The organism is Kribbella sp. NPDC004138 (assembly GCF_053603655.1).
Window position 1 is genome coordinate 229,978 of sequence record NZ_JBSGFZ010000007.1, and the last position, 25,750, is coordinate 255,727.

General features: G+C 69.7%; 23 protein-coding genes. 14 read left to right on the forward strand and 9 right to left on the reverse strand.

Annotation, left to right across the window (positions count from 1 at the left end):
* Window positions 1-190 precede the first annotated feature (190 nt).
* From ACWEOO_RS12320 to ACWEOO_RS12335, 4 genes are read left to right on the forward strand one after another with little or no spacing between them, the layout of a single operon-like run.
* Complete coding sequence (locus tag ACWEOO_RS12320) at window positions 191-1,546, forward strand: ammonium transporter (RefSeq protein WP_452143000.1); 1,356 nt, start codon at window positions 191-193, stop codon at window positions 1,544-1,546.
* Complete coding sequence (locus ACWEOO_RS12325) at window positions 1,543-1,881, forward strand: P-II family nitrogen regulator (RefSeq protein ID WP_355483534.1); 339 nt, start codon at window positions 1,543-1,545, stop codon at window positions 1,879-1,881. Before ACWEOO_RS12320 ends, ACWEOO_RS12325 begins: the two co-directional genes overlap by 4 nt.
* On the forward strand, window positions 1,882-4,140 hold the full coding sequence (locus ACWEOO_RS12330; RefSeq protein ID WP_452143001.1) for a [protein-PII] uridylyltransferase: 2,259 nt from the start codon (window positions 1,882-1,884) through the stop codon (window positions 4,138-4,140).
* Between the two features lie 9 nt (window positions 4,141-4,149).
* Window positions 4,150-5,196 (forward strand): DUF2332 domain-containing protein, encoded by a 1,047-nt coding sequence (locus tag ACWEOO_RS12335; RefSeq protein WP_452143002.1) that lies wholly within the window; start codon window positions 4,150-4,152, stop codon window positions 5,194-5,196.
* Here ACWEOO_RS12335 and ACWEOO_RS12340 read toward each other — a convergent pair.
* The 4 genes from ACWEOO_RS12340 to ACWEOO_RS12355 all read right to left on the reverse strand — a co-directional run bounded on the left by ACWEOO_RS12340 (window position 5,193) and on the right by ACWEOO_RS12355 (window position 8,319).
* Window positions 5,193-5,681, reverse strand: a complete 489-nt coding sequence (locus tag ACWEOO_RS12340) for a hypothetical protein (protein WP_452143003.1) — start codon at window positions 5,679-5,681, stop codon at window positions 5,193-5,195. The two genes, ACWEOO_RS12335 and ACWEOO_RS12340, sit on opposite strands and share 4 nt — an antisense overlap.
* 2 nt (window positions 5,682-5,683) lie before the next feature.
* Window positions 5,684-6,565, reverse strand: coding sequence for an arginase family protein (locus ACWEOO_RS12345; RefSeq protein WP_452143004.1), 882 nt, complete (start codon window positions 6,563-6,565; stop codon window positions 5,684-5,686).
* 161 nt (window positions 6,566-6,726) lie between these two features.
* Window positions 6,727-7,878, reverse strand: coding sequence for a hypothetical protein (locus ACWEOO_RS12350; protein ID WP_452143005.1), 1,152 nt, complete (start codon window positions 7,876-7,878; stop codon window positions 6,727-6,729).
* Between the two features lie 3 nt (window positions 7,879-7,881).
* On the reverse strand, window positions 7,882-8,319 hold the full coding sequence (locus tag ACWEOO_RS12355; RefSeq protein WP_452143006.1) for a hypothetical protein: 438 nt from the start codon (window positions 8,317-8,319) through the stop codon (window positions 7,882-7,884).
* A gap of 242 nt (window positions 8,320-8,561) precedes the next feature.
* On the opposite strand from ACWEOO_RS12355, the gene ffh reads away from it, so the two are divergent.
* From ffh to ACWEOO_RS12395, 8 genes are all read left to right on the forward strand, one after another.
* Window positions 8,562-10,118 (forward strand): signal recognition particle protein, encoded by a 1,557-nt coding sequence (gene ffh, locus ACWEOO_RS12360; protein ID WP_452143007.1) that lies wholly within the window; start codon window positions 8,562-8,564, stop codon window positions 10,116-10,118.
* 273 nt (window positions 10,119-10,391) lie between these two features.
* Complete coding sequence (locus ACWEOO_RS12365) at window positions 10,392-11,735, forward strand: lytic transglycosylase domain-containing protein (protein WP_452143008.1); 1,344 nt, start codon at window positions 10,392-10,394, stop codon at window positions 11,733-11,735.
* A 231-nt stretch (window positions 11,736-11,966) separates the two neighbouring features.
* Entirely contained in the window at window positions 11,967-13,145 is a 1,179-nt protein-coding gene (locus ACWEOO_RS12370; protein WP_452143009.1) for a lytic transglycosylase domain-containing protein, read from the forward strand.
* Between the two features lie 65 nt (window positions 13,146-13,210).
* Window positions 13,211-14,296: an amidohydrolase family protein gene (locus ACWEOO_RS12375; protein ID WP_452143010.1), complete on the forward strand. Its 1,086-nt coding sequence runs from the start codon at window positions 13,211-13,213 to the stop codon at window positions 14,294-14,296.
* A 110-nt stretch (window positions 14,297-14,406) separates the two neighbouring features.
* A complete protein-coding gene (locus ACWEOO_RS12380; protein ID WP_452143011.1) occupies window positions 14,407-15,726 on the forward strand; it encodes an N-acetylmuramoyl-L-alanine amidase in 1,320 nt (439 codons plus the stop codon).
* A 61-nt stretch (window positions 15,727-15,787) separates the two neighbouring features.
* A complete protein-coding gene (locus ACWEOO_RS12385) occupies window positions 15,788-17,032 on the forward strand; it encodes a sensor histidine kinase (protein WP_452143012.1) in 1,245 nt (414 codons plus the stop codon).
* Complete coding sequence (locus ACWEOO_RS12390) at window positions 17,023-17,661, forward strand: response regulator (RefSeq protein ID WP_452143013.1); 639 nt, start codon at window positions 17,023-17,025, stop codon at window positions 17,659-17,661. The genes ACWEOO_RS12385 and ACWEOO_RS12390 overlap by 10 nt, the downstream gene beginning before the upstream one ends.
* A gap of 86 nt (window positions 17,662-17,747) precedes the next feature.
* Window positions 17,748-18,860 carry an alpha-lytic protease prodomain-containing protein gene (locus ACWEOO_RS12395; protein WP_452143014.1) on the forward strand — a complete coding sequence of 371 codons (1,113 nt, stop codon included), beginning with the start codon at window positions 17,748-17,750 and terminating at the stop codon, window positions 18,858-18,860.
* Window positions 18,861-18,902: 42 nt separating this feature from the next.
* Here ACWEOO_RS12395 and ACWEOO_RS12400 read toward each other — a convergent pair whose 3' ends face one another.
* From ACWEOO_RS12400 to ACWEOO_RS12410, 3 genes are read right to left on the reverse strand one after another with little or no spacing between them, the layout of a single operon-like run.
* A complete protein-coding gene (locus ACWEOO_RS12400; RefSeq protein WP_452143015.1) occupies window positions 18,903-19,685 on the reverse strand; it encodes a peptidoglycan DD-metalloendopeptidase family protein in 783 nt (260 codons plus the stop codon).
* Between the two features lie 59 nt (window positions 19,686-19,744).
* Window positions 19,745-21,094, reverse strand: coding sequence for a flotillin family protein (locus ACWEOO_RS12405; protein WP_359930762.1), 1,350 nt, complete (start codon window positions 21,092-21,094; stop codon window positions 19,745-19,747).
* 22 nt (window positions 21,095-21,116) lie between these two features.
* Window positions 21,117-21,311 carry a hypothetical protein gene (locus tag ACWEOO_RS12410; RefSeq protein WP_359930765.1) on the reverse strand — a complete coding sequence of 65 codons (195 nt, stop codon included), beginning with the start codon at window positions 21,309-21,311 and terminating at the stop codon, window positions 21,117-21,119.
* A gap of 119 nt (window positions 21,312-21,430) precedes the next feature.
* Here ACWEOO_RS12410 and ACWEOO_RS12415 point away from each other — a divergent pair, with 119 nt between their 5' ends.
* Window positions 21,431-21,814 (forward strand): hypothetical protein, encoded by a 384-nt coding sequence (locus ACWEOO_RS12415; RefSeq protein ID WP_452143016.1) that lies wholly within the window; start codon window positions 21,431-21,433, stop codon window positions 21,812-21,814.
* Window position 21,815: 1 nt separating this feature from the next.
* Window positions 21,816-23,918, forward strand: a complete 2,103-nt coding sequence (locus ACWEOO_RS12420; RefSeq protein ID WP_452143017.1) for a caspase, EACC1-associated type — start codon at window positions 21,816-21,818, stop codon at window positions 23,916-23,918.
* Here ACWEOO_RS12420 and ACWEOO_RS12425 read toward each other — a convergent pair.
* The gene (locus ACWEOO_RS12425) at window positions 23,884-24,711 is read right to left on the reverse strand and encodes a carbohydrate ABC transporter permease (RefSeq protein WP_355483564.1); all 828 of its coding nucleotides are present in this window, start codon (window positions 24,709-24,711) and stop codon (window positions 23,884-23,886) included. The two genes, ACWEOO_RS12420 and ACWEOO_RS12425, sit on opposite strands and share 35 nt — an antisense overlap.
* Complete coding sequence (locus ACWEOO_RS12430; protein ID WP_452143018.1) at window positions 24,708-25,637, reverse strand: carbohydrate ABC transporter permease; 930 nt, start codon at window positions 25,635-25,637, stop codon at window positions 24,708-24,710. Before ACWEOO_RS12430 ends, ACWEOO_RS12425 begins: the two co-directional genes overlap by 4 nt.
* Window positions 25,638-25,750: the final 113 nt, after the last annotated feature.

A 25,750-nucleotide genomic window follows, 5' to 3' on the forward strand; every position in this document is an offset into this window, starting at 1 on the left:
CCGGCCCGTCGTGGCTTATGTCACCTCGATGTCACCTGGGAGCTCGCTTTGTCACATGCCTGAAACAAACGGACCGATCGGCTGAAACGGCGCGCCGACACCGTTTGCGGTGTGGCCGAGCGGCGGGCTCCCCGGCGTTGTGGAGACCTCCCGACTGAGGACGCCGGCCACCCCCAGTTCGATGGAAGGGATGACGTTGATGGAGATCAACGCCGGCGATACCGCCTGGGTTCTGGCCAGTGCCGCCCTGGTGATGCTGATGACCCCGGGCCTGGCTTTCTTCTACGGCGGCATGGTGCGCGTGAAGAGCGTGCTGAACATGATGATGATGAGTTTCGTCACCATCGCCGTCGTCACCATCCTCTGGGTGGTGGTCGGCTACTCGCTGACGTTCGCGGGTGACACCGGGCACGTGATCGGGAACTTCTCCGAGGTCGGGCTGAAGGGCCTGCTCGCACCGGAGGCGGTGAGCGGGACGACGCCCACGCTCGCATTCGTCGCCTTCCAGCTGATGTTCGCGATCATCACCCCCGCGCTGATCTCGGGCGCGATCGCCGACCGGGCCACGTTCCGCGGCTGGATCGTGTTCGTCGTCGGCTGGACGACGCTGGTGTACTTCCCGGTCGCGCACTCGGTCTGGTTCCTGGACGACGGCAATGGCGGCTGGATCGGCGACAAGCTCAAGGCGATCGACTTCGCCGGCGGTACGGCGGTGCACGTGAACGCCGGTGCCGCCGCGCTCGCGCTGGCGATCGTGCTCGGCAAGCGGATCGGCTGGAAGAAGGACCCGATGCGTCCGCACAGCCTGCCGCTGGTGCTGCTCGGCGCCGGTCTGCTGTGGTTCGGCTGGTTCGGCTTCAACGCCGGCTCCGCGCTGAGCGCCGGCACCACCGCCGCGGTCACCTTCGTGAACACCCAGGTCGCCACCGCCGCCGCGGTGATCGGCTGGCTGATCGTGGAGCGGCTGCGGCACGGCAAGGCCACCACGCTTGGTATGGCTTCCGGTGCGGTCGCCGGTCTGGTCGCGATCACTCCGTCCTGTGGCGCGGTCACCCCTGTCGGCGCGATCATCCTCGGCCTGTTCGCCGGTGCGATCTGCGCCTTCGCGGTGTCGCTGAAGTACAAGCTCGGCTTCGACGACTCGCTCGACGTGGTCGGCGTGCACCTGGTCGGCGGTCTGTTCGGCTCGCTGGCGATCGGTCTGCTCGGCTCGGCGGCGGCGCCGTCCGCGGTCAACGGCCTCTTCTACGGCGGCGGCGTCTCGCAGCTCGGCAAGCAGGCGCTGGCCAACGTGGTGGTCGGGATCTACTCCTTCGCCGTAGCCTTCATCCTCGGCAAGGTCATCGACAAGACCATCGGCTTCCGGGTCACGGAGGACGACGAGGTCACCGGCGTCGACCAGGTCGAGCACGCGGAGACGGCGTACGACTACCTCAGCGCCGCGGGTCTGCGCGGCGCGCTCTCCACCCGGCCCGCACCGGCGACGGTCCCGGCCGAGGAGAATGGCTCCACCGAGGCGTCCGAGAAGGAAGGTGTCAAGGCATGAAGCTGATCACCGCGGTGGTCAAGCCGCACAAGCTGGAGGACGTCCGGGCCGCGCTGGAGACGTTCGGCGTCACCGGCATGACGGTCACCGAGGCGAGCGGCTACGGCCGGCAGAAGGGCCACACCGAGGTCTACCGCGGCGCCGAGTACGAGGTCGACCTGGTTCCGAAGGTGCGGCTCGAGGTGGTCGTCGAGGACGGTGACAGCGCCGACGTGACGGACGTGATCGTGAAGGCCGCGCAGACCGGCAAGATCGGTGACGGCAAGGTCTGGGTCACCCCGGTGGAGACGATCGTCCGGGTCCGGACCGGCGAGCTGGACGGAGACGCGCTCTAGATGCAGGACCGGGCAGAGCAGCGGCGTGGCCGCGCCGAAGAGGCGGACGCGCTGCTGCAGCTGCTGCTCGCGAAGGCTTGCGACGCCCTCGGTGTGCCCACCGAGGGCGTCGCGCTGGTCGCGGTGGGCGGCTACGGACGTGAGGAGCTGTCGCCGTACAGCGATCTCGACGTGATGCTCGTGCATGCCGAGGGCTATCCGCGCATCGATGAGCTGGCCGCGCAGATCTGGTATCCGCTGTGGGACTCCCGGACCAAGCTGGACCACAGCGTGCGCACGCTGGCCGAGGCTCGGGACGCCGCGGCGGCTGACGACAGGGTTGCCTTGGGGCTGCTGGACGCGCGGCATGTGGCGGGGGACTCACACCTGACGCTGCAGCTGCGGTCGGTGCTGATGGCCGATTGGCGGCGTACGGCGAAGTCACGGCTGCCCGGTTTGGCGCAGGCGTGCCGCGACCGGGCATCCAGTGTCGGAGAACTCGCACACCTCGCGGAGCCCGACCTGAAGGAGGCGTACGGCGGTCTACGCGACGCCGTCGTACTGCGGGCGTTGGTGGCGTCGTGGCTGGTCGACGTACCGCATCCGGTGCTGGAGCGGGCGCGACGGGACCTGCTCGAGGTCCGCGACGTCCTGCACGAGGTGGCAGGGCGCGCGACAGATCGCCTGGTTGCCGACCTGGCCGGTGAAGTGGCGGCCGGGCTCGGGTTGGCCGGGCGGGACGAGCTGCTGCGGCACGTGTACGCGACGGGCCGGACGCTGGCGCACGTGTGCGACGTGTCCTGGCGGCGCGTCGAGAGCTTGATGACCAAACCGCCACGGTCCCGGCGCAGGCAGCGCACCGGTGGACCGTTGCTGCTCGCACTGGACGAAGGCGTGGGGCAGCACGAGGGTGAGGTCGTGTTGATGCCGGACGCACGTCCGGAGCGGGACGCTGTGCTCGGTCTGCGTGCTGCTGCGGTCGCTGCCGACCGGGAGCTCGTGTTGTCGCCTGCTGTCTGTGCACGGCTGGCGGCGTCGGCAGCAGACTTGCCAGAGCCGTGGCCGGGGGAGGCGCGGCGCTTGCTGTGTGCCCTGCTCGGCGCGGGCCATGGGCTGCTCGAGGTGTGGGAGGCCCTGGACCAGGCCGGATACATCTCCCGGATCCTGCCCGAGTGGGACGCGGTCCGGTTCCGGCCGCCGCAGTCGGCGATCCACCGGTTCACCGTGGACCGGCACTTGCTGGAGACCTGCGTCGAGGCCTCGGCGATGGTCCGCGACGTACGGCGGCCTGACCTGTTGCTGGTCGCCGCTCTACTGCACGACCTGGGCAAGGCGCTTGACGGCGACCACAGCGTCACCGGTGCGGGCATCGCGGCCCGGGTGGCCCGCCGGATCGGTTTCAGCGAGGCGGACTCCGACACCATCACGCTGCTGGTCCGGCAGCACCTGATGCTTGCGCAGGTCGCCACCCGGCGCGATCTGGAAGACCCGATGACCGTGGACATGGTGGTCGGGATCGTGCGCAGCACCGAGACCCTGGACCTGCTGGAGGCCTTGACGTACGCCGACGCGCGGGCCGCTGGTCCGGCCGCGTCGTCGCCGTGGCGCATGCGGCTGGTCGGTGAGCTGTGCCGGCGCGTGCGCAGTGAGCTGGCCGGCGGTGGCGAGAGCATGTGGGCCGAGACGCCGCCCGTTCCGGTGCCGGTGCTGCACCAGGTCGTCGGCGTGGGCCGGCTTGGTGTCACCGTGAGCGATCACCACGGGGACCTGCGGGTGAACGTCGCCGTACCCGACCAAGTTGGCACGCTGTCGACTGTCGCCGCCGTACTCGCGGTGGAGCGGCTGGCCGTGCGGTCCGCAGTCATCACGTCCGTCGACGGCCTGGGCATCTCGCAGTGGACCGTCGCGGGTTCGCCTCCCGGCCCTGTGCGGCTGCGTGACCGGCTGGCTGTGGCGTTGCGAGACTCTGCCGACGTCGTACGCCGGTTGGCTGCAAGGGACTCGTCGCGACCTCGTGTTGCCAGCCGGGTCGACTTGCTGCCTGAGGCCTCCGAAACCGCCACTGTGCTGCAGGTGCGGGCGCATGACCGTCCAGGGCTTCTGTACGACGTCACAGCGGCCATCGCGGCTACTGGCGCCGACATCCGCTCCGCCCACGTCAGCACGCTCGGTGCGGAGTGTGTCGACGTCTTCTACCTCACCGATCGTCACGGCGCGCCACTCGAACCCGAGGACGCGCGGACGACGGCAAAGTCGGTGCTGGATCGACTGAGCTTCTAGGCTCCCTTTGTGGATGTTGTAGAGGCACTGCAGCGACAAGCGACCGCGTGTGAGGGTCTGGGGTCCCCGATGTATGCCGAGTTGCTCCGGCTGCTCGTGGACGACTACGAGGTCGGTGGGGTCTCGGGCGAGGTACTTGCCGAGTACGAGGGCCGTTCGTTCGGTGAGGCGATCGGGCTGCGGCTACTGGCGGCTGTGCACGGCATGGTGCTGTCCGGCACCGCACCGGAGCTGGCGGCGTTCTACCCGAGTGCCGGCGGGGCCTGGGACCCGGTGCTCGGCTGGGAGGCGTTCGAGCAGCTGCTGCAGTCGCGGCTGGGCGAGGTGCGGTCACTGCTGACACAACCGCCGCAGACGAACGAGGTCGGCCGGTCGGCGGCGCTGTACGGCGGTCTGCTGCAGCTGGTCGAGGCAGTCCCGCTGCCGGTGCGGCTGTTCGAGATCGGCGCCAGCGGGGGACTGAACCTGCGCGCCGACCGCTTCCGGTACGTGGCGGACGGGACGTCGTACGGGCCTGCTGACAGTCCGGTCGTGTTCGAGTCGGCCTGGTCCGGACAGGTGCCGTCGGTGGAGCTGCGGATCGCGGAGCGGGTCGGCTGCGACATCGCGCCGGTGAACCCGTTGACGCCGGACGGTGCGCTCACGCTGACGTCGTACGTCTGGCCGGACATGCCCGATCGCCTGACCCGGCTCCGCGGCGCGCTGAAGGTCGCCCACGAGGTCGCGGCCGACGTACGCCGTGAGGACGCCGTCTCGTTCCTGAACGGGCTGGAGCTGTCGGAAGGACACGTCACCGTCGTCTGGCACTCGATCATGTGGCAGTACCTCCGCCGTGCCGACCGCTCAGCGATCCAGGCCCGGTTGGCGGAACTCGGCGCGCAGGCTACCGAGTCCGCGCCGCTGGCCCACCTCAGCCTCGAGCCGCACGCCGTGATGACCCACGGCCGCGGCACGGACGGCTACGAGTACCGCGTGGACCTGCAGACCTGGCCGGACGGCAAGACGCGCGCACTGGGCACCGCGGCTCCCCACGGCCAGGACCTGGTCTGGGGCTAAGCGCTCCGACGGGTAGCGCGCATCTCCTGGAACAGCTCGAACTCACCGCCGGGTGCCGCGCTGAATCCCTGCCAGCGGAAGGAGGCCGGAGTGACCTCGGTGAACGTCCACCGCGAGCGCGTGCCGTTGGCATCCGTACCTTCCTGGATCATCCCGCCGGAGCCATCGGGGCGTCCTGTCTGGATGAAGTACGACGGGAGATTCGGAGAGATCCACGTGATCTGCCACAGGCCGGTCTGTACGTCGTACATGCGGACTGTGGTGCCGGGGAACCGCCCTTGAAAGTCAGGGCAGTGCAGCACGTCCTGCACCACCCGTCCGCCCAGGGTCCAGCCGAAGTGCCACTCACCCTCGGCAGTGCGCCACACCCCGTCGGCGAACCTGTAGCGGTTGCTGATGTCCCAGGAGCCGACCAGCCGCCCGTAAAGCATCAGCGCCTCCGCGTGCTCCGGGTCCGGGCCGTCTGCGGTCAGCAATTGCAGCACGTTCAGACCTCCTGCAGGGCTGCGACGAGGGTGTCGGTGAGTTCGGCGGCGTAGCGGCCGTCGGGGTCGAGGTCCGGGTCGAAGATGCCGATGTCGAAGCCGACGCACCGGGGTGACGCGAGCAGCGGGCGGAGGAGCGCGCGGAGCTGGTCGTGGTCGATCCCGCCCGGGTCCGGGCTGTCCACGGCCGGCATCACCGCGGCGTCGAGGATGTCGACGTCCAGGTGCACCCAGAACCCGTCCAGGTGGTCGAGGTGCGCGAGCGTCCCGCGAGCCGCCGCGTCCGGGTCCTCGGCGATCTTCGCCGCCAGCCACACCGGGATGCCCGCCTTCTCGACGTCGCCGACGTACTCGTCGTCGGCCCGGATCCCGAGCAGCACCGCGTCGGTGTCGAGCGTGTACGGCCCGAGCCCTTCGAGATCGGTCAGGTCCGCCTGGCCCCGCCCGGTGACCAACGCCAGCGCCTCACCGCCGGCGGCCCCGACGTACGGCGAGTTGCCGACGGTCCGGAAGTCCGAGTGGCCGTCGATGTACACGACGCCGTACCGCCCGAGCCGCTTCAGCCCCAGCGCCGGCCCGAGCAGGTTGCTGCACTCACCGCCCAGCAGCACGACGAACTTCCCCTGCCCGACGAACCCGGCCACGCGATCCGCGACCTGCACGGTGTACTGCGCCATCGCCTCCGCGTTGAACACGCCGTCGCCCGGAGTCCACCCGGCCGTGTCGTACCGCGGCGGCGTCACACAGCCGCCGTCCTCCGCCCCGATCCGCGCCAGAAAGCCCCGGTCCCGCACCGCGCCCGCCAACTTGTAGCACCCCGGAACCACACCGGGAGCCGGCGCCCGCAACCCCAGGTTGGACGGCCCGTCCAGCACAACCCGCATCCGTATCCCCTAACCGCTAAATGCAATTCAACCGGTTAGATGCTGACTGCCGGGGTCACGGCTTGTCAACGCCTGTCGCTTCCGGCGCCTCGTCCCACGGCGCGCCCTCGCGAACGCGGCCGAGCACGAACATCGCCGCGACTCGAGTGCGGTTCTGTCGGTCAGTGGCCGTGCTCGATCGGACCGGTGGCGCGGCCGGGAGTGGCGCGCCGGGTTCCGGGACCTGCCGGCGACCCTGCCCCACGCGAGCCGTCTCCGAGTGACGGCTTCCTATGAGTCGCCTCGGCTGCGGGGGCCTGTGCCCCGAGGAACCGCATGGGGTCGTTGGCGGAGGCCGGTGCGGCTGCACCGGCCGGACCTTGCTGCCCCGACGCACCCGGTGTTCGGCTCGGTGCCGCACCATCGACGCGGGAGTCCGCGGCGGGCGGTGGCAGCTTGCTGAGATCCACGTCGGCCGCGCGAGTGCGGTTCTGCGGACCGTTGAGCTGCTCGGCCTGCTGCTTGGCGATCTCGAAGTTCGGGATCTTCGCCGGACAGGGTTCGGCCGGGTTCTGGGCGTAGTGCTCCCGGATCCGGGCGGTCGCGTTGTCGAGCGCCTGGGTCGTCTGCCGCGCGGCATCGTGGCCGACCACTGGCTGCTGCTTGTGGAGCTCGTCCCACTCCGGGCTGACCATCGCATTGATCAACTCGGCGCGTGCGGCCTGCTGGTGCTGAGGATCCGGCGGGACGACGTCGCCGAGCTTGTTCTTCACGATCTCGTCGGCGATCGCGTCCCAGCGCATCACCACCGGCTGATCGATGGCGCGGTCCGCCAGCGCGTCCTTGCCGTCCGGTCCGGCGGCGTACTCCAGCAGTGCGTCGGTGGCGCGGTAGGCGGCCGGGTACTCAGGCTTCGCGTCCGGCAGTTCGCCGTACCCGGCGGACTCGGCGAAAACCGCGACATCCTTGACCGCGACGAATTCGGTCAGGCCCTCGTCGAGCGCCTTGGAGTGCCGGGAGCGTACGGCGTTCGGCTCCTTCGGGGCGTCCACCGGGACGCGGGCGTGGTTCGTCTCGTGCAGGATTGTCGAGAGGGCCTGGACCTGATCGTGCGGGTTCGCGTCCGGCCCGAGCTGGTCGAGGACCAGTTCCCTGGACAGCTTGAACGATCCGTCCTGCTGCTGGAACGCACCCCAGCCGCCCTCGCCGGTGGTCGCGTAGAGGTCGCCTTCCCACAGATCCGTCTCGTTCGGCCGCAGCGCCCGTGCGGCCTTGTAGAGCTCGGCAAAGCGCCGGTACTCCTCGGAGTCCCGGTCGACCAGGGTCACGGCCATCTGTCAGTGACCGCTGGAGTCCTGTGGCCGGCCGAGCGGCCAGTCAGGGTCGCGGAGGTTGTCCTCGAGGTGTTCCAGTACGCGGGTCAGGCCGCGGATGCTCGCGGCTTCGTCGGCGGGGGCACGGTCGGCGATCTCGAAGATCTTCCGGCGTGCTTCGGCGAGGATCGCGATGCGCTCCTCGCCGGACCCCGGTGCCGCGTACGCCGCGTGCTCGATCGCGACGGCTTCCTGCATCAGCTCGCTGGAGGGCTCCGGCGGGACGGCGTATCCCGGCAGCCGCGTGATCAACGCCGCGGCGACCCGGCGGTCCTCGTCGGACTCGAGCTCCGGCAGGAGGTCGCGCAACGACTGCTCGGCAGGGCCGACCGCGGCAAGACCGTCGCGACGGATCCGCCGTTTGGCGGCGTTGTGTGCGTTGTTGAACTCGTTCAGGCGCATCGTCCCTCCATCTCCACAGCCTATCGGCGCGCGGATTCACCGGTACCGCGCGAGCGCGCCGACGGATCCGCGGGAGAACGCGTCGTTGAAGGCCGGGACGTCGAATGGCATGTGGTGGCTCCTGGGGTGGGGACGGGGATCACGGGTAGCGAGCGGAGGGGGTTGGTTGCCGGAGTTATCCACAGGTTGCGGGGCCGGTAGACTCGGGGAGTTCATCGCTTCGACGAAACGGACTGTTTCTCGTGTTCGACACGCTCTCCGATCGGCTCTCCACCGCGTTCAAGAACCTGCGGGGCAAGGGCAAGCTGACCGACGCCGACATCGACGCGACCGCCCGGGAGATCCGGATCGCGTTGCTGGAGGCCGATGTCGCGCTGCCCGTCGTGCGGGAGTTCATCGCCGCGGTCAAGGAACGCGCCGGCGGGGCCGAGGTGCGCGGCGGGCTGAACCCGGCGCAGCAGGTCATCAAGATCGTCAACGAGGAACTGATCAACATCCTCGGCGGCGAGACCCGCGAGCTGCGGATGGCCAAGAAGCCGCCGACGGTGATCATGCTCGCCGGTCTGCAGGGCGCCGGTAAGACCACCCTGGCCGGAAAGCTCGCGAAGTGGCTGCGGGAGACCAAGCACCAGACCCCGATGCTGGTCGCCGCCGACCTCCAGCGGCCGAACGCGGTGACCCAGCTGCAGGTGGTCGGCGAGCGCGCCGGCGTCCCGGTGTTCGCGCCCGAGCCCGGTAACGGCGTCGGCGACCCGGTCGAGGTCGCCCGCAAGGCGATGGACGAGGCGCGCGGCAAGCAGCACAGCGTGGTCATCGTCGACACCGCCGGCCGGCTGGGCGTCGACGAGGAGCTGATGAAGCAGGCCGCGGACATTCGCGACGCGGTCAGCCCGGACGAGATCCTGTTCGTCGTCGACGCGATGATCGGCCAGGACGCGGTCACCACCGCGCAGGCCTTCCTGGACGGCGTCGGCTTCGACGGCGTGGTGCTGTCCAAGCTCGACGGCGACGCCCGCGGTGGCGCCGCGCTGTCGATCGCGCAGGTGACCGGCCGCCAGGTGATGTTCGCCAGCAACGGCGAGAAGCTCGAGGACTTCGACGTCTTCCACCCCGACCGGATGGCGTCGCGCATCCTCGGCATGGGTGACGTGCTCAGCCTGATCGAGAAGGCCGAGCAGACCTTCGACGCCGAGGAGGCCGCCAAGACCGCGGCCAAGCTGGCCAAGAAGGGCGGCAAGGACTTCACGCTGGACGACTTCCTGGCCCAGATGCAGTCGGTCCGGAAGATGGGCCCGCTGACCAAGATCTTCGGCATGCTGCCCGGTGCGAACCAGTTCAAGGACCAGCTGGAGAACTTCGACGAGCGCGAGATCGACCGGATCGAGGCGGTCATCCATTCGATGACCCCGGCCGAGCGGGCCGACCCGAACATCATCAACGGCTCCCGCCGGGCCCGGATCGCGAAGGGTTCCGGGACCGAGGTGGCCACCGTCAGCGGCCTGGTCGAGCGGTTCTTCGAGGCCCGCAAGATGATGGCCGCGATGGCGTCCGGCAAGGGCATGCCGGGGATGCCCGGGATGCCGGGAATGCCCGGCATGGGCGGCGGCGCCCGGAAGGCCAAGCAGCAGCAGAAGAAGGGCAAGAAGCGCGGCTCCGGCAACCCCGCCAAGCGGGCCAACCAGGCCGGCCGGCAGCCGCAGGCTCCGGAGCCGGGTCAGTTGCCGGCCGCGTTCGGCGGGCAGAACGGCGGCGACTTCGAACTGCCGGACGACTTGAAGAAAATGCTCGGCGGCAACTGACCCTCCTGGTCTTCCCGAAAGGGCAGTACCGACCCGTCCTGTCAGCTGATCGGATGGCAGAACTGTCATCCGATCACCCGGCGCGAGGGATGCCCCCTCCGGCTTACGGTGGTGGGGTAGTGACGTGAACAACCGGCGACGGGCGCCCGAACGAACCGTTCGGTACTCGGTGACGGCGCACCGGCGCCGGTTGTGGCCGACCTTCGGACGGCTAAGATCGTGCCTACGCCCGGAAGACACACCAACGCCCGTATTGCGTCGAGGACGGTTCGGATGAGGCAGCAGTTCAGGAACCTGGACACCTGGCGGGGAAAGCTGACCGCCACCTGGGTCTGCCTTGCCCCGCCGACCGCCATGGTCGCCGTGTTCGTGGTCGGCGGAGTCACCTCGAACACGTTCATCGTCGACGCGCACGCGCTGTCCGCCCCGCGCCAGGACGCGGTGTTCGACGACCTGGCGAACAATGTGCCCCAACAGCCGGGCGTCGACGGCAGCCTGCCGACGCAGGACAAGTCCACGGTCCAGGTTCCCGTCACGGGGACGACGGACGGCACCGTGCAGCCGATCCCCGGCGCGTTCGGGAACGCCTCGGGCATCCCCGGCACCGTGCTGGCGGCGTACCAGAAGGCCGCGCGGGACCTGGCGATGTCGATGCCGGGCTGCCACATCACCTGGCCGCTGCTCGCCGGGATCGGCAAAGTCGAGTCCGGCCACGCCAGCGGCGGCAAGGTCGACGCGAACGGCAACACCCGCGGCAAGATCCTCGGCCCGGTCCTGGACGGCGGCCCCGGGATGGCGGCGATCGCCGACACCGACCAGGGGCTGTACGACGGGAGTGCGACCTGGGACCGTGCGGTCGGGCCGATGCAGTTCATCCCGGGCACCTGGAGGGCGTTCGGTGCCGACGGTAACGGTGACGGGGTCAAGGACCCGCACAACGTGTTCGACGCGGCGCGCGCGGCCGGCGACTACCTCTGCTCCGGCGGGGCGAACCTTGCCGATCCGCAGGGCCTGGTCCAGGCGGTGCTGCGCTACAACCACTCGATGGACTACGTGTCGACGGTCCTGCGCTGGATGCAGTCGTACAGCAACGACACCGTGAGCATCCCGGACAAGCCCGGCATCATCGACACCCCGGACGACGACGGCAACGCCGACGACCGCGAGTCGACGCCGACGTCGACCCCGCCGACCACCGCGCCGCCGACGACGGTCCCGACCACGGCGCCGACGAGCTCCAGCCCGACCGCCGCAACGAGCTCGACGCCGACGTCCCCGCGGCCGACGAACAGCCCGGCGACGTCCACGTCCACACCGCCCACCACCTCGAAGCCGACCAGGCCGCCGCTGAGCCCGCCGCCGAGCAGCCCGACCAAGACGCCGACGAGCCCGACGACGACGCCGACCACGCCCACGGAGTCGCCGACCAGTACGCCGACCTCGCCGACGACCTCGCCGTCGGGTGACCCGACGAGCGACCCGACCTGCACCCCGGCGACGACCACCGCGCCGACCAGCAGCCCGACGCTGACACCGACGCCGGAGCCCTGCAGCACGACGTCCCCGCAGGGTGAGTCGTCGGCCAGCCCGAGCGACGCACCCTCGGCGGCCGGCTGAGGCCCGATCGGTTCAGGCCGGCTACGGCCGGTAAGGTGAGGTAGCGGCGATCGTTACCTCGGTGCCGGTTTTCCGAGGGGTTTCTGGGCGGCGTAACTTTGCGTCGTCTTGATGTAACTTTCTGGCGCGTGGTTCGTTGAAGGGGCTATGCGCCTAACCCGTAGTGGTAACCGTCGGGTCAAAATCATCATCGCTTCTTTGTGTACGGCCCCGCTCCTGGTCGGGGCCATCGTGACCGTCGCCTCGGGGGGAGCCGGTGCCTCCGGACCGCTCGAGGCGGGCAGCCCGGTCGCCCCGTCACCCGGGGCCGGGCTGAACAGCGGCGAGTTCGACGAGCTGACGATGATCGTGCCGCAGCGTCCCGGTGTGGACGGCCGGCTCGGATCCGACAAACCTGCCCGCGACGACGTCCCCGTGCAGGGGGCCACCGACGGCCGCTCGGTCGTGCGTCCCGGGCGGCCGGGAGCCGTGAACGGCATCCCGCGCGGGGTGTTCCCCGCCTACCGCCGCGCCACCGCCAACCTCGCGGTCGTCCGGCCGAACTGTGGGCTGACCTGGCCGTTGCTGGCCGGGATCGGCAAGGTCGAGTCCGACCACGCGAGCGGCGGCCGCGTCGACGTGGCCGGCACCACCCGCGGCCGGATCCTCGGCCCGGTGCTGAACGGCCGCCACGGCAACGGCCGGATCACCGACAGCGACAAGGGCAAGTTCGACGCCGACCAGACCTGGGACCGGGCCGTCGGGCCGATGCAGATCATCCCGCAGGTCTGGGACGAGTTCGGGGCCGACGGCAACGGCGACGGCTACCGCAACCCGAACAACGTGTACGACGCGGTCACCACGGTCGCCGTAGTGCTCTGCGCCGAGGGCGACGACCTGCGCCGGCCGCGCGACCTCGTCGCCGCCCTGCTGCGGTACCAGCACTCCAAGGACTTCGTCGCCACGGTGCTGAAGTGGATGCGCGTCTACAGCAAGAACGCGGTCCTCGTGCCGAATGCGAAGGGCAACATCTCGACCGCGAAGACGAACGGCAACGCCGAGCGCCGGGTCGACCCGCGCCAGGTGCCGGACGTTCCGGACGACACCACGACGCCGACGCCGACGCCGACCGCGGTGCCGACGACACAGCCGCCGGTGGTGCCGACGTCCACGCCGGACGACCGGACAACGGTGCCGAAGCCGGCCGGGACGCCGACCGACACTCCGACCAGGACGCCGACGAAGACCCCGACCAAGACCCCCACCAGGACGCCGACGAAGACCCCGTCGCCGACGCCCACCCCGACTCCGACCCCCACCCCGACCCCGACGCCGACGGCGACCCCGACGGAGACCCCGTCCGGGACCCCGTGCGCCGGCAACGAGACGACCACGCCGACCTGCACGCCGGGCGGCGGCTCGCACGGGTAGCTCGCACGGGTAGCTCGCACCGGGTAGCTCGCACCGGCGGCGCCTCGCCGGATACCGTCAGCCGTATGACGGTTTTGAGGCTCGTCGGCACGGTGCTGCCGGCTGGTGAGCAGCAGGAGATCCACCTCAGCGGTGGGCTGGTCGTCGACCGGCCCACCGCTGCTGATGTGACGACCGTGCACACCGGCGGCTGGATCGTGCCCGGCCTGGTCGACGCGCACTGTCACATCGGCCTCGACCAGCACGGCGGCGTCGACCGGGAGATCCAGGAGCAGCAAGCGATCGCCGACCGGGAGGCCGGTGCGCTGCTCGTCCGGGACGCCGGCTCGCCGGTGGACACCCGCTGGATCGACGACCGTGCGGACCTGCCGAAGATCATCCGGGCCGGCCGGCACATCGCCCGCTCGAAGCGGTACATCCGCAACTACGGCTGGGAGATCGAGCCGGAGGAACTGGTCGCGTACGTCGAGCAGGAGGCCCGGCGCGGCGACGGCTGGGTCAAGCTGGTCGGCGACTGGATCGACCGCGACGCCGGCGACCTGACCCCGTGCTGGCCGGCCGAGGCGCTGAACGCCGCGATCGCCCGCGCCCACGAGCTCGGCGCCCGGGTGACCGCGCACGTGTTCGGCGAGCACGCCCTCCCGGATCTACTGGCCGCGGGCATCGACTGCCTCGAGCACGGCACCGGGATCGAGCCCGGGCTGCTCGCCGGGATGGCCGAGCGCCAGGTGGCCGTCGTACCGACGATGATCCAGCTCGAACACTTCCCGCAGTACGCCGAGCAGGCCGCGGCCAAGTTCCCGGCGTACTCGGCCCACATGCGTGACCTGTATGAGCGCCGCCTGCACCGTTTGCGGGACGCGTTCGAGGCCGGCGTCCCCATCTATGCGGGGACCGACGCGGGCGGTGTTCTCGGGCACGGCCTGGTGGCACAGGAGATCCAGGCGCTGACCGAGATCGGCATGTCGGGGGAGCAGGCGCTCGCCGCGGGGTCGTGGGCGGCCCGGGCCTGGCTGGGCGCACCGAGCGAGCTCGGCCCCGGCGATCCGGCCGATCTGGTCGTCTACGACGAGGACCCGCGGGCGAATCCGGCCGTGCTGACCCACCCGCGTCTGATCGCGCTGCGTGGAAGCGTGATCTTCTCCCGGTGACGGGAAGAAATTCACTCAAACACTGGAATCAGCGGAAGATCTTCCCTTAGCGTGGCTCTCGGGACCGCCGACGCCCCTCGGCGGACCAGACACGGGAAGGAACCGCCCCGATGGGTAAAACCGCCCTGATACCCGCATTCCTGGCCGTCGGCGCACTGGCCTTGACGGCTCTGCCGAGCAATGCGGCCCAGCCGCCGTCCGAGTCGGAGCTCGCCTCCGCGTTCCGGGCCGCCTCCGCGAAGTACGAGGTACCGCGCGAGGTGCTCGTCGGCGTCGGGTTCGCCGAGACGCACCTCGACGGCCACGACGGCACACCGAGCCAGGCGAACGGCTACGGCGTGATGCACCTGGCCGCCAACAACGTGAACAAGACGATGTCCGAGGCAAGCAAGCTGACCGGTCTGCCGGTCGCGACGCTGTCCAAGGACGACACCTCGAACGTCCTCGGCGCCGCCGCCGTCCTCGACTCGTACGCCGATCAGGCCAAGCTGACCGACCGCGGCGATCTCGCTCAGTGGTACGGCGTGATCGCCAAGTACTCGCACTCCGCCGACGCGTCGACCGCGCGGCTCTACACCGACGAGGTCTACCGGATCATCGCGCGCGGCGTCCGTACCGCGGGCGTCTCGACAGACCCGAAGGCGGTCACCCCGGACCGCGGCGCGTACGCGAAGGCCGCTCCGCTCGGGACCGCGGCCGTCGACTACCCGGGCGCGATCTGGAACCCGGCCAGCACCAGCAACTACCGCGTCGGACGGACCGCGGCGATCACCACGATCGTGATCCACGTGACCCAGGGCTCGTACGCCGGCACGATCAGCTGGTTCAAGAACCCGTCGGCACAGGTCAGCGCGCACTACGTGGTCCGCTCCAGCGACGGGGAGGTCACCCAGATGGTGGCCGAGAAGGACACCGCGTGGCACGTCCGGACCGAGAACCCGTACACGATCGGCATCGAGCACGAAGGGTACGTCGACCAGCCGTCCTGGTTCACCGACGCGATGTACCGTTCGTCGGCCGCCCTGACTCGCAACATCGCCGACCGGCGGGGCATCCCGAAGGACCGGGCCCACATCAAGGGCCACAGCGAGATGCCGAACAACGATCACACCGACCCGGGGCCCAACTGGAACTGGGACTACTACATGCAGTTGGTGAACGGCGGCGACCCGAACCCGCCGGAGTACAACTTCACCACCTGGGGCAGCGGCGTCAACGTCCGCTCGGCGCCGAAGCTGTCCGCGTCGGTCGTCACCACGCTACCCGGCCCGACCCAGGTGTTCGTCGAGTGCCAGGTCCAGGGCGACACGGTGACCGCCAACGGCTACACCAACAACTGGTGGGCCAAGCTGCGCGATCAGCACGGCTACATGACCAACATCTACATCGACGACCCGAACCAGAAGCTCCCCGGCGTACCGGACTGCTAGACGGCGAAAGGTAGAGCCTGCTGTACCGACTGCGGCTGCCGCTGTGCCGCAGGATAGGTGCATGCTCACGAAGATCCTCTCCCGGGGTGGTCCGGCCGCCGGCTATCTGGTGATCCGGTACCTGAAGTCGGTCACGTTGCTGGCCGCAACACCGATCAGCCTGCTGCTCGGCTGGATCATCCCGGGTGTCACCGCCGGCCTGGTGAAGCTCGCCAACAGCGAGCGGTACCGGGCGGCGAAGTACCTCGGCATCCCACAGGCCGAGGAATTGCCGCCGGCCCTGCCGCGGCAGCCCGGCGACGTCACGACGCTGTTCCGGGACAAGTCGTTCAAGCGCAGCCTGCGCTGCCTGCTGATGCCAGTAGCGATGATCCCCGAGCTGCTCGTGGCCGTTATCGCGGTGGTCGGTGCGCCGGCGGCGATCGCCGGCATGCTGCTGTGGTGGCTCGACCCGGGCAACTTCAGCCTGATGGGTCTCGGCGTCGACAACTGGTTCGAGGCGCTCACACTCGGCCCGCTGCAGGTCGGAGCCAGTCTGTGGTTCCTGGGGCGGGTCGCGCCCGCTCTGGCTCGCGGTCACGCCAAGGCGGCGCTCCGGTTGCTCGCGCCCAGCCCGGACCAGCTGGAGACGGCCAGGCTGGCGCAGCGCGTCGAGGAGCTCACCAAGAGCAGGGCAGGTGCTGTCGACTCGCACGGTGCCGAGCTGCGCCGGATCGAGCGCGACCTGCACGACGGGACGCAGGCCCAGCTGGTGTCTCTGGCCATGCGGATCGGCATCGCGAAGCAGACCATGGCTGAGGATCCCGAGAAGGCCGCCAAGCTGCTGGACGACGCCCGTGACGGCGCAGAGCAGGCCATGACCGAGCTGCGCGGCGTACTGCGGACGATGTACCCGCCGATCCTTGCGGACCGCGGTCTGGCCGGAGCGGTGTCGGCACTGGCCGCCCGGTGTCCGCTGCCGGTCGAGCTCCGCATCGGTGCGCTGGGCGAGGTCCCGGCAGCAGTCGAGGCCGCTGCGTACTTCGTCGTCGCGGAGTCGCTCACCAACATCACGAAGCACAGTGCGGCGGGGCATGTCGACATCCAGCTCGAACGGCGGGGTCCCGAGCTCTACCTGGCGGTCACCGACGACGGGATCGGCGGAGCCCGGGTCAATGCCCAGTTCGGTGCGCAGTCCGACCTGCTGGGCCGGGGGAGCGGACTGCATGGCATGCTCCATCGCGTGCAGGCGATCGACGGTCAGATGGAGCTGCAGAGCCCGATCGGCGGGCCGACCACCGTCGAGGTGATCCTTCCGTGCGGGTGATCATCCTCGAGGACAACCCGATCCTCGCCGAAGGCCTCAGTCTGCTGCTCGACAACTCCGGCTTCCAGGTCGTCGCCGTCGCCACCGACGCGGACGAGTTCGCCAAGGCGGTCGAGGAGCACCCGGTGGACATCGCGGTCGTCGACGTACGGCTGCCCCCGACCTTTACCGACGAGGGCCTGCGCGCGGCGATCGAGGCGCGCCGGGTGCGGCCGGGGCTTCCGGTGCTGGTGTTCTCGCAGTACGTCGAGGAGGTGTACGCCGCCGAGCTGCTCGCGGCCGGCAGCGAAGGCGTCGGCTACCTGCTGAAGGACCGGGTGTCTCGCGTCGACGAGTTCCTGGAGGCGGTACGGCGGGTCGCGGCCGGCGGGACTGTGCTGGACCCTGAGGTGGTCAGCCAGCTCATGGTGAAGCGGAGCAGCCCGCTGGACCGGCTGACGCCGCGGGAACGCGAAGTGCTCGCGCTGATGGCCGAAGGCCTCGGCAACACGGCGATCGGGGAGAAGCTCGTCATCTCCGACGGCGCGGTGCACAAGCACGTCGGCAACGTGTTCCTCAAACTCGACCTGCCGCCGACGGACTCCGGTCACCGCCGCGTCCTCGCCGTTCTCGCCTACCTCGGCCTGTGAACCCTTGACGCGCCTGACAACGTAGGCCACTCTCGACCTGAGAGCGCTCTCATCCACCGAACCGCCCCTAGGTGAGGAGAGTTCAGATGAAGGTCCTCCTGGCCGCCGTACTCACGGCGGCTGTCCTGACTGTGCCCGCGCAGGCGCTGGCCGAGCCTCTGGCCGTGCCCGGCCAGTCCGCGGCAATGCAACGCGACTTCGGGCTGACCGAGCAGCAGATGCAGCAACGGCTGGCAGCCGAGACCTCCGCGGCGAAGCTGTTGCCCGCGGCCCAGAAAGCAGCCGGTGCCGCGTACGGCGGCGCCTGGTACGACACCGCCACGCAGAAGCTGGTTGTTGGCGTGGTCGGCTCCGCGCGTACTGCCGCGGTACGTGCAACCGGCGCGCAAGTGGCCGCCGTACCCGTGCCGGCGAAGGCCCTGGACCAGCGGAAGGCTGCCGTCGACAAGCTGGCCGGCAAGGCAGTGCCGGCTGCGGTCAGCGGGTGGGCAGCTGACCCGCGGACCGGCAGCGTGGTGGTCAACGTCCAAGCAGGCAAGCGTTCCGCGGCCGTCGACGCGTTCGTCACCAAGGTCGCCAAGGCCGGTGCGGTGACGGTCAAGGAGGTCGCGGCGCAGGCCCCGCGCACCTTCGCGGCCGGGACGGTCGGCGGCGACCCGTACTACGTCAGCAACATCCGCTGCTCGATCGGCTTCTCGGTGTACGGCGGGTACGTCACGGCCGGCCACTGCGGCCGGAGCGGCATCGTGCGCGGCTGGGACGGCTCCGACCAGGGCTCGTTCCGTGGCTGGTCGTTCCCCGGCAACGACTACGCGTGGGTGGCCACCGGCTATGGCTGGTGGACCGTGCCGGTCGTCCTCGGCTGGGGACAGGTGAGCGACCAGTTGGTCCGCGGCTCGTGGGAGGCGCCGATCGGCTCGTCGGTCTGCCGGAGCGGTTCGACCACACACTGGCACTGCGGCACGATCCTGGCCAAGAACGAGACCGTGAACTACGGCAACGGTCAGCTGTTCTACGGAGCGACCAAGACCAGCGTCTGCGCCGAGGGTGGTGACTCCGGTGGGTCGTTCATCACCGGTGACCAGGCGCAAGGCGTCACGTCCGGCGGCTGGGGCAACTGCAGCAGCGGTGGCGAGACGTGGTTCCAGCCGGTCAACGAGATCCTGCAGGCGTACGGCCTGACGTTGCACACCGCCTGAACGGCAGTGGGATCCCCTTGCACGCAAGGGGATCCCACTGGTTCAGCAGATCGGTACGCCAGGTAGCTGCGCGTTCGGGTCGTCGATGTAGATGTTGCTGATGAACCCGTTCTGGTCACGCAGCTTGGACCACCAGTTGTTGGTGTAGCCCTCGGCGTTCACGGTGTCGCCCTGCTTCTGGCAGAGCACCCACACCGACGTCGGTCCGGCCAGCGTGGTCACGACTGGCGAGCTCAAATGCGCGTCGGAGCGGACGTTCACGCCGGAGCCCCAGGTCATGTAGTTCTTGCCCGGGCCGGAGCAGCCGTTGTCGCTGGTGAGGAAGTAGGAGCCGTACGAGCCCGGGTAGGCCAGTGCCGACCCGTTGATGACGATGTTCTGCCCTATGCCGTTGAGCAGCTGCTCGTAGTGGATGTGCGGGCCGGTGGAGTTGCCGGTGCTGCCGGTGACTCCGATCTGCTGGCCCTGCGAGACCTGCTGGCCGTCGGCCACCGAGTACGCGGACAGGTGGAAGTAGTAGGTCTTCCAGCCGCCGCCGTGCTCGATGGCGATGTAGTTGCCGGCGCCGCTCGGCTGCGAGTAGCGGTACGCCGTACCGCCGGCGGACGCGAGCACCGGCGTACCGTTCGTCGTCCCGCCGTCGGCGCGGACGAAGTCGAGTGCGCGGCGGACCTCACCGGAGTGGTGGCTGTAGGTCCAGCGTTGGCCACACGGGAACGGGGCCTTGAAGTTCGGCGCGGCCTGCGCCTGCGTCGGCACCGCCACCAGGGCGGCGGCGCCGAGCAGGAACGCGGCGAGTACTGCGAGGATTCTTCTGGGCGGCATGAGGCTCAGTGTCAGCCGTCAAGCAGCAACCTTCAACGGTTTGCGTCTGTGGTTAATTGTCAGGCCGACTCGTCGGCCACCGGCTCCAGCTTGGGGGTCTGGTCCTTCTTCGTGGCCAGCGAGTCGATCAACTGCTTGGCCAGCGCGAAGCCGGAGCCGCCCATCGTGATCGTCTTCACCAGGGTGTCCTCGATGCCCTGGGCACCGTTCAGAACCACCATGTTGCCGACCTTCTCGAACGAGCCGGCGGCCGCGGAGACGATCTCCGGGTAGGCCTCGGCCAGCTGCTGCGCGACGACGGCCTCGGTGTTGGTGGCCAGCGCCTCGGCGCGCGCCTTGATACCGGCGGCCTCGGCCATCGCCTTGGCCTGCACCGCGGACGCCTCGGCCTTACCGGTGAGCTCGGTGGCCTTCGCCTGCGCCTCACCGCGGAGCTGGACCTCGCGGGCGTTCGCCTCGGCGGCCGCGATCTGCGCGTCCCGGGCGGCCTGGGCCAGCGTGCGCTGCCGGTACGCCTCGGCGTCGGCCGGCTTCAGCACCGACGACTCCAGCTGCTTCTCGGCCAGCGACGCGTTCAGCTTGGCGGTCTCGGTCTCGGCGACGACGACCTCCTGGCGGGCCAGCGCCTCGGCCAGCGGGCCGGACTGCGAGGCCTTCGACTTCGCCTGGTCGACCTCGGCCTGGTAACCGGCCTGGGCGATCGAGCTCTCCCGGACAGCCGCGGCTTTCTGGGCGGCGGCGGCCTGCTCGCGCTCGGTCGCCTCCCGGTCCCGCTCGGCCTGGGCGATCCGGGCCGCGGCCTCGACGGCGGCGGCCTGCGGACGGCCGAGGTTCTTGATGTAGCCGGACTCGTCGTCGATCTCCTGGATCTGCAGCGAGTCCACCACCAGGCCGAGCTTCTCCATGTCCCCGGCCAGCGAGCCGCGGATGTTGGTGGTCAGCGTCTCCCGGTCGTGCAGCATCTCCTCGACCGTGGTGGAGCCGACGATCGCCCGCAGGTGACCCGCGAACAGCTCGTGGATGGTGCCCATCACCTGCTCGTCGCTCTGCTCCAGGAACCGCCGGGCCGCGTTCGCGATCGAGCCGTAGTCGTCACCGACCTTGTAGGCCGTGACGCCCTTGATGTGCAGCGGGATGCCCTGGCTGGACACGCAGGTCACGGTCAGCGGCGTCGCACGGATGTCCAGCGGCAACCGCCGTACCGTCTGGAAGCCGGGCAGCACCGCGGTGCCGCGGCCGACGACGATCTTGAATCCGAGGGTCTCGTTGACCTGGTCGGTGCTCGAGTGCGCGCCGAGGCCGGAGATGATCAGCGCCTCGTTCGGCTCCGCCACCCGCCAGACCATCCGGAACAGGATCAGAAGGACGACCACCGCGACCGCCGCGATGATCAGGTACGTCCAGAGCATTTCCCCTCCAAGGGAACGTCAATTAAAGGGCGCGAGCGACGTACACGGTGCGGGGCGGGTCGAAGTCGACCACGACCACCTGCGTCCCCACCTCGAGCACCTCGTCGGTCGCCGGGTAAGCGTAGAAGGCCTCGGTGGCACCCCGGACCGGCAGCATCACCTCGCCGACGATGCCGGGTGCGATCCGGCCGATCACCCGCCCCCGCTTGCCTGTCATGTGTCCCTCCGACGTCGCCGCGCACGATCCAGTTCCCGAAGCCTACGTTGTCGATGGCTTGTGGCCGGACCCGCAACGGCCGCATTGTTGGAGCAGCGGCCTGGGGGTGGGGAGGGGCCATGGCTGGGGAGGTCCGGGTCGAGGTCGTCGACGAGAGTGTGGACACCGAACGGCTCGAGGTACTGGCGCTGCTGCTGCGCCAGGAGTTGCTGATGCTCGACGTCCGGTCGGTCGAGCCGTACGCCGAGGGCGAGGCGCCGCCGGGTTCGAAAGGCGGACTCGCCGCGGTGGCCGGCGTGCTGAGCGTTTCGCTGGCGCCCGGACTGCAGGCGATCGGCGGGGTCGTCGGGGTGATCCGCGAGTGGCTGCGCAGATCCAGCGGCGGGCGATCGGTCAAGGTCACGATCGACGGCGACGTGATCGAGCTCACCGGCGCCTCCGACGAGATGCAGCAACAGCTCATCGACACCTTCGTCCGACGGCACGCCGGAGCGGACGTGTGACATGTCCGGCGCGCGTATCGCCCTCGTGGTGGCCAACGATCATTACGACGATCCGGGACTGCGCAGCCTGGTCGCACCGGCGCACGACGCGGCCGCACTGGCCGAGACGCTGGCGGACCCGTCGGTGGGCGGGTTCGAGGTCCGGGTCCTGCGCAACGAGTCCGCGCAGGAGATCCGGGTCGCGGTCGAGGACTTCTTCGCCGACCGGCAGCCCGAAGACCTGTTGCTGCTGCACTTCTCCTGCCACGGCCTGAAGAACGCGGCCGGCGAACTGTTCCTGGCGGTCGCGGACACCAAACCGGCCCGGCTGGCGTCGACAGCGGTGGCCGCCGACTTCGTCAACCGGCAGATGTCGGACAGCCGGGCGCAGCGGATCGCCCTGTTCCTGGACTGCTGCTACGGCGGCGCGTTCCCGCGCGGCATGGTCGTGCGTGCGGCCGGCGAGGCGCAGGTACGGGATGCGTTCGCGGGGCAGGCCGATGTCGGCGGCGGCCGTGGCCGGGTCGTGGTGACGGCGTCGAGCGCGATGGAGTACGCGTTCGAGGGCGGACAACTGGCGACGGACGCGACGCCGGTCCCGTCGGTCTTCACCGGTGCCGTGGTCGACGGCCTGACGACGGGCGAGGCGGACCGGGACGGCGACGGCTGGGTCGGCCTCACCGAACTGGTCGGGTATGTGACGGACCGGGTCCATCGGGTGACGCCGAACCAGAACCCGCAGATGTGGACGTTCGGCGCCCAGGGCGAACTCCTGATCGCACGCAGCCGGATCCGCCGGATCACGCCGACGCCGTTGGCGCCGGAGCTGGTCGCGGCGCTGGAGAGCCCGTTGCCGGCGGCAAGGTTCGGCGTGGTCGACTACCTGCGCGAGCGCCTCGCCGGCGCCGATCTGGGCCAGGCGTACGCCGCTTGGCAGGCGCTGCAGCCGATGGTGAACGACGACAGCCGACGGGTCGCGATGGCCGCGGCGGAGGCGCTCGAGGAGGCCGTTCCGCGGGTGACACCCGAGGCGCTCGACCTCGGCCCGGAGGGTGCCGAAGTACGGCTCGAAGGTCCGCCGATCGTGCAGACCGCGGTCGCGACGTCGAGCGTGGAGTGGCTGAAGGTCCAGCAGGACGGCGACGTCATCACGGTTCGTGCCGACGCCTCCGGCGGGAGCGAAGCGACGTTGATCGTCAGCGGACCGACCGGCGAGCGGACGATCCCGGTCCACCTGACGTTGCCGGACACCGAGTCCGAACCGCCGCCGCGCCCGCCGGAACCGGAGCCCGAGCCGTCGCCCGAGCCCGCGCCGGTCCCCGAGCCACCGCGGCGCACACCGTCACCGTCGCACCAGGTTCCGTGGTGGATCGTCGGCGTACTGGTGGTCGGTGCCGGGCTGCTCATCTACCTGAACTGGCCCGGGCAGGCCAACTCGCGCAAGCTCTGGGTCGACGATGACACCGGCTGGTACGTGTACCGCAGCTCGGGGGACCCGATCATCGTCTCGTCGTTCGCGATCCTGCTCGCGAGCCTGGCGGCCCGGTCCGCGCGGTCTGTCGTCCTCGGCGTCCTCGCGGGATGTCTCGCCGCGATCCTCGAGGACGGCGTGCTGATCCTTGTCGGCGGCATCTCGTCCAGCGAGAGCGTGAAGCTCTTCGGCATCTGGACCGACGAGACCACCGCGTGGCTACTGACCGGCGCGATCGCCGTGGTGCTGGCCGCCGTACTGCTGTTCTACTACCGGCCTGACCGGCTGCCGCTGTGGCCCGTCCCACGAGTAGCGGCGGTCCTGGTGATCGCAGGGGGCGTGCTCTTGATGCTCAGCGCGCTGTTGCAGGACTCCAGCGGTGTGTCCTTCTTCCACGTCACAATGCTGGCCGCGCTGGAGCCACTCGTCGCGGTCGCGCTCGGCTGGTTCGCCTTGGCGTCGAAATGGGGCTCCGACGCCGGCAACTGGCTCAGCGCGACCGTGACGACGTACGCCCTGATCGGCATCCTCTCCGTGATCCCTGCCGCAACCCAGGCGGACACCCCGTCCGTCTTCGTCGTCGCGCTGCTCGGCAACCTACTGATCATCGCCGGCGTGCTCAGCCGCGGACTGCGCCTTCCGTCGCACCCTTGATGAATTGGCGGGCGAAGATCGCGAAGACGATCACCAGCGGGACCATCGCCATCAGCGCACCGGTCATCACCATGCTGTAGTCCACACCGTGCGAGCGGTTCAGCGTCGACAGGGCGACCTGCAGCGTCACGTGGTCCGGGTTGGTCAGCACGATCAGCGGCCACATGTAGTCGTTCCAGGAGCCGACGAACGTGAAGATGCCGAGGAACGCCAGCGCCGGCCGCGCGGACGGCAGCGCGACGTGCCAGTACGTGCCGAAGAAGCCGCAGCCGTCCAGCGTCGCGGCCTCGACCAGCTCGTTGTGGATCGAGTTCTGGAAGTACTGCCGCATCCAGAAGATGCCGAACGCGTTCGCCGCGCCGGGAATGATCAGCGCCTTCAGCGAACCGACCCAGCCGAGCAGTGCCATCGTCTGGAACTGCGGTACGGCGGCCAGTTGCGCCGGCAGCAGCATCGTCGCCAGCAGGATCACGAACAGAGCGTTCCGCCCCGGGAACCGGAACTTCGCGAACGTGAACGCCGCGAGCGAGTCGAAGAACAGCACCAGCAGCGTGGTGGAGACCGCCACGACCACGGTGTTCGCCATCGACTGGAAGAACGCGACGTTCTCCAGCACCTGCCGGACGTTCTCCCCGAAATGCCCGCCGAACGTCAGCTTGGGCGGGAAGCGGTAGATGTCCGCGGTCGTGTTCGACGCCATCAGGATCGTCCACACGAACGGGAACATGAACACCAGCAGCGCCAGGACGAGCGCCGCGTGCAGCGCGAGACCGCGCAGCCGGTACCGGGTCATCGATCCTCACCCCGTCCGCGGAAGATCCGCCAGTTGATGGCCGTGAACAACAGCACCAGCGCGAAGATGCTGAGCGCGATCGCCGCGGCGTATCCGTAGTCGTTGTCCAGGAACGCGGCGCGGTAGAAGAACAGCACCACGGTCATGCCGCTCTGCCCGGTGCCGCCGCTGTTGCCGACCATCACCTGCGGCTCGGTGAACGTCTGCAGCCCTCCGATCGTCGACATCACGACCGTGAACAGGACGACGGGGCGCAGCTGCGGCAACGTGATCGCGAAGAACGTCCGGACCGCCCCGGCCCCGTCGACCTTGGCGGCCTCGTACTGGTCCTTCGGGATCGCCTGCAGCCCGGCCAGGTAGATCAGCGTGTTGTACCCGACCCACTGCCACACGATCATCGTGGAGATCGCGATCTTGATGCCCCACGGCTGCCCGAGCCAGTCCTGCTGCGGGAGGCCGAGCGACCGCAGGGCGGCGTTCACCAGACCGAAGTTCGTGCTGAAGATCGAGCTGAAGAAGATCGCCATCGCGACCAGCGACGTCACGTTCGGGATGAAATACGCGATCCGGTACACGTTCGTGAACCGGACCGCGGACTGCAGCATCACCGCGAGCAGCAGCGCGAGCACCAGCGTCGGGACCGTCGACATCAGGAACAGGACGACGGTGTTCTCCAGCGACTGCCAGAACGTCGGGTCCTTGACCAGGAACGCGAAGTTGTCCAGCCCGGTGAACCTGCGGGCGCTCAGGCCGTCCCAGCGCTGGAAGGCCAGCACGATCGTGGACAGCATCGGGTACAGCCCGAACACCGCGAACAGGAGGTAGAACGGTGACAGCGCCAGGTAGAACCGCCAGTACGACCAGATCCGCCGTCTCGGCGCCGCTGTCGTCGCCCTGGCGGCGGGCACGGTCACGGTCGCGGTCATGGGGCCTCCCGTCCTGGACTGACGAGCGGAGGGAGCCCGGTCCTGGGGCCTCCCGGTCTGGACTGAGGAGCGCAGGGAGCGAAGCGACCGGAGCGACGAGGGAAGACCGGGAG

Coding starts and splice junctions, on each gene's coding strand:
- ACWEOO_RS12365 (WP_452143008.1), top strand. CDS start 10,392: ATGAGGCAGCAGTTCAGGAACCTGGACACCTGGCGGGGAAAGCTGACC.
- ACWEOO_RS12320 (WP_452143000.1), top strand. CDS start 191: ATGACGTTGATGGAGATCAACGCCGGCGATACCGCCTGGGTTCTGGCC.
- ACWEOO_RS12430 (WP_452143018.1), bottom strand. CDS start 25,637: ATGACCGCGACCGTGACCGTGCCCGCCGCCAGGGCGACGACAGCGGCG.
- ACWEOO_RS12350 (WP_452143005.1), bottom strand. CDS start 7,878: ATGGCCGTGACCCTGGTCGACCGGGACTCCGAGGAGTACCGGCGCTTT.
- ACWEOO_RS12345 (WP_452143004.1), bottom strand. CDS start 6,565: ATGCGGGTTGTGCTGGACGGGCCGTCCAACCTGGGGTTGCGGGCGCCG.
- ACWEOO_RS12410 (WP_359930765.1), bottom strand. CDS start 21,311: ATGACAGGCAAGCGGGGGCGGGTGATCGGCCGGATCGCACCCGGCATC.
- ACWEOO_RS12355 (WP_452143006.1), bottom strand. CDS start 8,319: ATGCGCCTGAACGAGTTCAACAACGCACACAACGCCGCCAAACGGCGG.
- ACWEOO_RS12405 (WP_359930762.1), bottom strand. CDS start 21,094: ATGCTCTGGACGTACCTGATCATCGCGGCGGTCGCGGTGGTCGTCCTT.
- ACWEOO_RS12385 (WP_452143012.1), top strand. CDS start 15,788: ATGCTCACGAAGATCCTCTCCCGGGGTGGTCCGGCCGCCGGCTATCTG.
- ACWEOO_RS12330 (WP_452143001.1), top strand. CDS start 1,882: ATGCAGGACCGGGCAGAGCAGCGGCGTGGCCGCGCCGAAGAGGCGGAC.
- ACWEOO_RS12375 (WP_452143010.1), top strand. CDS start 13,211: ATGACGGTTTTGAGGCTCGTCGGCACGGTGCTGCCGGCTGGTGAGCAG.
- ACWEOO_RS12400 (WP_452143015.1), bottom strand. CDS start 19,685: ATGCCGCCCAGAAGAATCCTCGCAGTACTCGCCGCGTTCCTGCTCGGC.
- ACWEOO_RS12380 (WP_452143011.1), top strand. CDS start 14,407: ATGGGTAAAACCGCCCTGATACCCGCATTCCTGGCCGTCGGCGCACTG.
- ACWEOO_RS12325 (WP_355483534.1), top strand. CDS start 1,543: ATGAAGCTGATCACCGCGGTGGTCAAGCCGCACAAGCTGGAGGACGTC.
- ACWEOO_RS12395 (WP_452143014.1), top strand. CDS start 17,748: ATGAAGGTCCTCCTGGCCGCCGTACTCACGGCGGCTGTCCTGACTGTG.
- ACWEOO_RS12420 (WP_452143017.1), top strand. CDS start 21,816: ATGTCCGGCGCGCGTATCGCCCTCGTGGTGGCCAACGATCATTACGAC.
- ACWEOO_RS12425 (WP_355483564.1), bottom strand. CDS start 24,711: ATGACCCGGTACCGGCTGCGCGGTCTCGCGCTGCACGCGGCGCTCGTC.
- ACWEOO_RS12415 (WP_452143016.1), top strand. CDS start 21,431: ATGGCTGGGGAGGTCCGGGTCGAGGTCGTCGACGAGAGTGTGGACACC.